The 6,571-nt window shown below is 61.3% G+C and carries 3 protein-coding genes and 1 pseudogene; 3 read left to right on the plus strand and 1 reads right to left on the minus strand.

The window, feature by feature from the left end:
* Positions 1-26 precede the first annotated feature (26 nt).
* Both ABX75_RS20610 and ABX75_RS20615 read left to right on the plus strand, forming a co-directional pair.
* Positions 27-686: a CoA transferase subunit B gene (locus ABX75_RS20610; RefSeq protein ID WP_034097206.1), complete on the plus strand. Its 660-nt coding sequence runs from the start codon at positions 27-29 to the stop codon at positions 684-686.
* Positions 687-697: 11 nt separating this feature from the next.
* Positions 698-1,879, plus strand: coding sequence for an acetyl-CoA C-acetyltransferase (locus ABX75_RS20615; protein WP_034097205.1), 1,182 nt, complete (start codon positions 698-700; stop codon positions 1,877-1,879).
* A 143-nt stretch (positions 1,880-2,022) separates the two neighbouring features.
* Here the strand turns inward: ABX75_RS20615 and ABX75_RS20620 are convergent, their stop codons facing one another.
* On the minus strand, positions 2,023-3,108 hold the full coding sequence (locus tag ABX75_RS20620; RefSeq protein WP_034097203.1) for a DUF1615 domain-containing protein: 1,086 nt from the start codon (positions 3,106-3,108) through the stop codon (positions 2,023-2,025).
* Between the two features lie 249 nt (positions 3,109-3,357).
* Between ABX75_RS20620 and ABX75_RS20625 the strand changes: the two are divergent.
* Positions 3,358-6,571, plus strand: a pseudogene (locus ABX75_RS20625) (DUF6531 domain-containing protein); the annotation flags it as partial.

Genomic DNA, 6,571 nt, shown 5'->3' on the forward strand with positions numbered 1-6,571 from the left:
CAGCCCGAACAATAAGGACACACAAAATGGCTCTTACCCGCGAACAAATGGCTCAACGCGTCGCCCGCGAAATGCAGGACGGCTTTTACGTCAACCTCGGCATCGGCATTCCGACCCTGGTGGCCAACTACATCCCCGACGGCATGGAAGTGATGCTGCAATCGGAAAACGGCCTGCTAGGCATGGGCCCGTTTCCTACCGAAGACACCATCGATGCCGACATGATCAACGCCGGTAAACAGACAGTGACAGCACGCATCGGTGCGTCGATTTTCTCCTCTGCCGAGTCCTTCGCGATGATTCGCGGCGGTCACGTCGACCTCACCGTGCTCGGCGCATTTGAAGTCGATGTGCAGGGCAACATCGCTTCGTGGATGATCCCCGGCAAACTGGTCAAGGGCATGGGCGGCGCCATGGACCTGGTGGCCGGTGCGGAAAACATCATCGTGATCATGACCCACGCCTCCAAAGACGGAGAGTCCAAGTTGCTTGATCGCTGCAGCCTGCCGCTGACCGGCGCCCACTGCATCAAACGGGTGCTTACGGACCTGGCGTACCTGGAAATCGAAAATGGCGCTTTTGTCCTCAAGGAACGCGCACCTGGCGTCAGCGTTGAAGAGATTGTGAGCAAGACCGCCGGTAAACTGATCGTCCCGGACCACGTTCCAGAAATGCACTTCCAGTGAGGACAGATTCCATGCAAGACGTCGTGATTGTTGCTGCTACCCGCACCGCCGTGGGCAGCTTTCAAGGGTCGCTGGCCAGCATCCCGGCTCCGGAACTGGGCGCCGCCGTAATCCGTCGCCTGTTGGAGCAGACCGACCTGGACCCGGCCCAAGTCGATGAAGTGATCCTCGGCCAAGTGCTCACCGCGGGCTCCGGCCAGAACCCCGCGCGCCAGGCCTCGATTCTCGCCGGCCTGCCCCACGCGGTGCCGAGCCTGACCCTGAACAAGGTCTGCGGCTCGGGCCTCAAAGCCCTGCACCTCGGTGCCCAGGCCATCCGCTGCGGCGACGCCGACGTCATCATCGCCGGTGGCATGGAGAACATGAGCCTGGCCCCCTACGTACTGCCTGCCGCGCGCACTGGTTTGCGCATGGGTCACGCCAAGATGATCGACAGCATGATCACCGACGGCCTGTGGGATGCATTCAACGACTACCACATGGGCATCACCGCCGAGAACCTCGTGGACAAATACGGCATCAGCCGTGAAGCCCAGGACGCCTTTGCCGCCGCTTCTCAGCAGAAGGCTGCGGCAGCCATCGAGGCTGGGCGGTTTGTCGATGAGATCACTCCGATCCTGATCCCTCAGCGCAAGGGCGACCCGATCGCCTTCGCCGTGGATGAGCAACCGCGCGCCGGCACCACGGCCGAGTCCCTGGCCAAGCTCAAGCCGGCCTTCAAGAAAGACGGCAGCGTCACCGCCGGCAACGCCTCCAGCCTCAATGACGGCGCCGCTGCGGTAATGCTGATGAGTTCCGATAAGGCGAAAGCCCTCGGTCTGCCAGTGCTAGCCCGCATTGCCAGTTACGCCAACGCAGGCGTGGACCCGGCCATCATGGGCATCGGCCCGGTATCGGCCACCCGTCGCTGCCTGGACAAAGCCGGTTGGAGCCTGGGCGATCTGGACCTGATCGAAGCCAACGAAGCCTTCGCCGCGCAATCCCTGGCGGTAGGCAAAGAGCTGGAGTGGGATGCTGACAAGGTCAACGTCAATGGCGGCGCTATCGCCATCGGCCACCCGATTGGCGCCTCGGGTTGCCGCGTGCTGGTGACCCTGCTGCACGAAATGATCAAGCGCGATGCCAAGAAAGGCCTGGCGACCTTGTGCATCGGCGGTGGCCAAGGCGTAGCCCTGGCCCTGGAACGCAACTGATAAAAAACAGCAGCATCGCTCAACTATCGGAGGGGGGCTTGCCCCCCTCCCACCTTTGATCTTCATTGTCTGGCAGCTTGAGGCATTGCAAACACCTCATTCGAAGCCATCGCCATCAGCCATACAAATCTCGCACGGGGCCTTCAGCGCTTCATACAACGTTGATAACGCTCATCCACGCGCTTGGCAAACCATGCCGTGGTCAGGTTACGGGTGATCTTCGGGCTCTTGAGCACAATCCCCGGCAGAATCGCCCGTGGCAGGGGTTTGCCGGCAGCCTTGTCGGCGAGGGCGAACACACGTTGGTATAGGGTGGTTTCTTCGAAATCCAAGCGCTCGCCCTGCTCCAGCTGGCTGCGGATGCTGGGGTTGCGCATATCCAGCTTCGCGCCCAACGAACGCACCGCCAGTTCCGTGGTACCGGGCAGTAGCGAGCCGTAGCGAATCAAGTCCCCATCCAGCGCCAGCTCGACCCCCGAAGCCCGACTGACCGCCGCCTGGAACGCCGCATTGCGGCTGGCATACCAACCGGCGTTGAAGTCAGCGAAGCGATACAGCGGTTGATCGTAGTTCACCGGATAGCCGAGCAAATGGGCGATGCCGAAGTACATGCCGCCACGGCGGGTGAACACTTCGCGTCGGATTGATCCGTCCACGGTGTAGGGATACCCCCGCGCTTGTTTCTGTGCAAAGTCGATGCTCACCTGCATCGGCCCGGCGGTGTGCACCGGGTTGAACCCGCCGAACAGCGTTTTGCCCAACGGCACCATGCTGATGAAGTCATCGAAAATACCGCTCAAGTCTTTTTCCGTACGTGCGGCGCTCAGACGTTCGGCGTAGGTCTTGCCGGTGGGCGAATTCAGTTGCAATGCGCTGCGCACCACAAAGGCCGGCACATGCACCTTGCCGGCACGGCGCAGGATTTCATCCTGGGCGATTTTGCCCATATTGGGCACCGGCGGGTCGACCTGGAAGGTGGACTCCTGCTCGGTCACCGCCAGCACCGCGCAGATATTTTCGGTGCTCGGGTAAATCTTCTGGGTATCAAAGGCCGTGTAGATATCCTGGGCCCAGCCATTGCGGTCCGTAACCTTGGGTGGCAGCAACCGCACGATCTGCGCCTTGACCTCGGCTTCGCTGCGTTCCGGTTGCTGCGGGCCACGGGCGGTGGAGCAACCCGCCAGTACCAGCAAGGGCAAAAGGCAGAGGATCAGGCGGCTTGAATACATGAAGAGTCCTTGAGTGATGGCGGGCCGTGAGTTGCACGTTTCGACAGGTAAGTCTAACCAGGGTTCGTGGGTTCGGTAGGCTCGCCCGTTACGACCGGATGTGACCGCTGCCGAAACATCCCACGCAAGCGCCGGATAAGCTCTACTGCCCTGCCCCACAAACCTCTGCAAAGTCCCTCGCCTGATCACACAGTGCGAAGGATTGCAGATGTTTTTTTTCGTTATGGCCCTGATTGATAGGGCAACCTCATGATTGGCGCGACCAGCCAGACCATTGGCTTTCTGGTACTCGCCGCCTTGGATGCGAAGACCCGCGACGTCGAGTCGGTACTCAGGGATTTCCGCGGATGCCTCAATAGTTACGACGCCTGGGCCGAGAGTGTCCTCAGCTTTTCGGCGCTGAATATCGAGCAGGTGTTCAAGGCCGGAGATGAAGCGGAGCGGGTCGCGCCGATCAACCGCTCGCTGTTCCCCAGCAGCGCGGTCGCGACCTGCCGGGCCGATGGCACCTTGACCTTGGTGCATCGGTTCCAGAGTTCACGGTTCGTACCCATCGGCGATACACCGGTGGTACTCCAGCGCATCGATGCGGACGGCACGCTGCTGGGCGAGCCTATCCATAAAACCATCGGGCCCAGCGGCATTCTTGAAGTCAAGGAATGCGAACGCAACCAGCGCTACCGCATCCACTTCTACCCCAATGTATACGCCGCGCATTTCAAGGCGCTGTACGCCTCTTATCAGGCGGTCATCGCGCCGCTGGAGGCGTGGCTGCGCAGCGAATGGTCCGACACCTTCGAACCGCTTTGGCAGGGCTACTCCGAGGCGCACTTCCATAAGCGCTACCTCTCGCTCCACGCAGCCTACGCGCGCGGATTCGGCGAAGCGCTGTACTCGCTGTGGGACAACCTCAAGCAACTGTTCCAGTGGCTGTCGGACCCGGTGGCCCATGCCGAGCAATGGCTGCGGTATCTGTCCCAGGCCGAGTTTGACCAGTTGCTGGCGCTCGGTGCCGACGCTATTGCGACGGGCTTGCTGATGCTCAGCGATGAGCCGTTGTTGTTCATTTACATGGCGGCGATGGTCAGTTGGATGCGCCTGCTGCCACCGCCGTATATGAATGAGCTGCTCGGAGAAATCACTGGCGAGGTGCTGATCAACCTGTTGCTGATCAACCTGTTGCTGATCTGGGCCACAGCGGGCATGGGCGTGGCGGTTCGCTTGGGCGCGCAGGTGCTGGGTAGGATCAAGTCGCGGCGCGCGCGCGAGTGGTTGGAACATTTGGCCGAACAGTTTGGCAAGGTGCGCGTCGAGGAGCACGCCGAGGCTGCTAAGCCGGTGTTGCTCAGTCGCCAGACCACGGCGGTCGATACGGTCCCGGTGGGGCCGTTGAAGGCTGGGGATCAATGGGTTTCCAACCCGGTCACAGCGGCGCGCAACAAGACGCAGCAGACGGTGTTGGTGCGGCAGGAGCCTGTAGACGACGCACCTGTTTCGGGAAAAAACCCGAACGGCGATGCGGCGGCTTCTGCGGATAAAACCGTCACTAACGGCTGCCCCGTGTCGATGGTTACCGGCGAGGAATTGCTGACCCTGACTGACGGTGTTCTGGATGGGTTTTTGTCGTTCGAGTGGACGCGGCTGTATCGCACCAGTGCGGTGGAAGTCGATGTTGGGCTGGGGTTTGGCTGGAGCCATGGGCTGGCACAGCGGCTGGTGGTTTCAGGCGATTCGGTGGTGTGAACCGACCATGAAAATCGCTCTATTTCCTTTCCAATGCCCACCGTTGCGCGACCGGCAATCACCAATAGCCTGGCCGAAGCAGCGATCTATCTGGGCGCTTCGCCGGATGAGCTGGTGCTGGCCCAAGCATCGCGGTTCTACCACTTTCGCGACGGTGTGCTGACGGCGATCAGCGATGCGTATGACAACCGCCTGCGAATTTTCCGCGATGTGCTCGGGCGTATCGAGCGGGTGGATAACGGGGTGGGTCGCTCGTTGTTTCTGCACTATGGGGCTGGGCGCATTGTCGCGGTGGATTACCAGGTTCAGCGCGCCGAAGGCCGTGGTCCGTATGTCTGGACGACTGAGCAAAACGTCGTTTCCTACGCCTATGACGACCTGGGCCGACTGGTCTCGGCGACCAATGCCGTCGGCGAAAGCGAGGTGTACCGCTACGACGATCGGCACGTCATTGTGGAACGCGGCCTGGCCGGCGGGGCGAGTTTCTTCTGGGCGTGGGAACGCTCCGGCAAGGCGGCGCGCTGTGTGCGGCACTGGGCCAGCTTCTCGCAGATGGACACGCGCTATGTGTGGGGCGATGACGGCCAGGTCACGGTGCACAACGCCGATGGCAGCCAGGAAATCTATGTCCACGATGACCGTGCGCGATTGGTGCAACGCATCGATCCCGATGGCGCGCAGCACTTCAAATCCTACGATGCCCAAGGGCGGTTGACGGTCGAACAAGACCCGCTGGGCGCGGTGACGGCCTATCAGTACGACGAAGCCGGACGCTTAGTGGCGTTGTTTCCTGGGGAAGATGAGCCCACTACGTACGAGCATGACCACGGGTTCGTACGCGTGGTGCGTCGGGGTGAGGCGGTCTGGAAATACGAGCGTAACGATCAGGGCGATGTCATTCGTAAGATCGATCCTGACGGTCACGTTACCGACTACAGCTATAACAAACATGGGCAACTGACCGGCGTCTGGTACCCGGATCACAGCTGCCATCGCTTGGTGTGGAATGAGCGCGGGCAACTGATTGAGGAGCAGTTGCCCAATGGCGGCATCAGGCGCTATCGCTACGACGACCTGGGCCGCGAGGTGGCGCGCGAAGATGAACACGGCGCGCTGACCCAGTATCAGTGGGACGCTGTGGGTCGACTGACTCGTCTGACCCTGCCAGGCGGTGCCACCCGCGAATACAGCTACAACCCCTACGGAAAAATCACCGCCGAACGCGACGAACTCGGCCACGTCACCCGCTACGACTACGCCGACGGCCTGCACCTGATCAGCCGTCGCCTGAATGCCGATGGCACTCAGGTCCAGTACCGCTATGACAACGCCCGATTACTGCTCACCGAAATTGAAAACGAAGTCGGCGAGACCTACCGGCTCGACTACCACCCCAACGGCCTGATCCAACAGGAAGTCGGGTTTGATGGGCAGCGCACCGCTTACGTTTACGACCTCAACGGCAACCTGCAGCAAAAGACCGAATACGGCGACGACGGCAGTCAGCTCGTCACTCGTTACGAACGCGACCATGCCGGACGCCTGGTACGAAAAATCCTGCCCGATGACAGCGTCGTTGAATATACCTACGACCGCCAGGGCAATCTCCTCAGCGTCGACGACGGCCATTGGGCGTTGGCCTACGAGTACGACCGCCAAAACCGCCTCACCGCCGAACACCAGGGCTGGGGCACCCTGCGCTATGGCTACGACGCCTGCG

Source organism: Pseudomonas sp. ARP3 (assembly GCF_001029595.1).
Lineage (GTDB): Bacteria > Pseudomonadota > Gammaproteobacteria > Pseudomonadales > Pseudomonadaceae > Aquipseudomonas > Aquipseudomonas rhodesiae.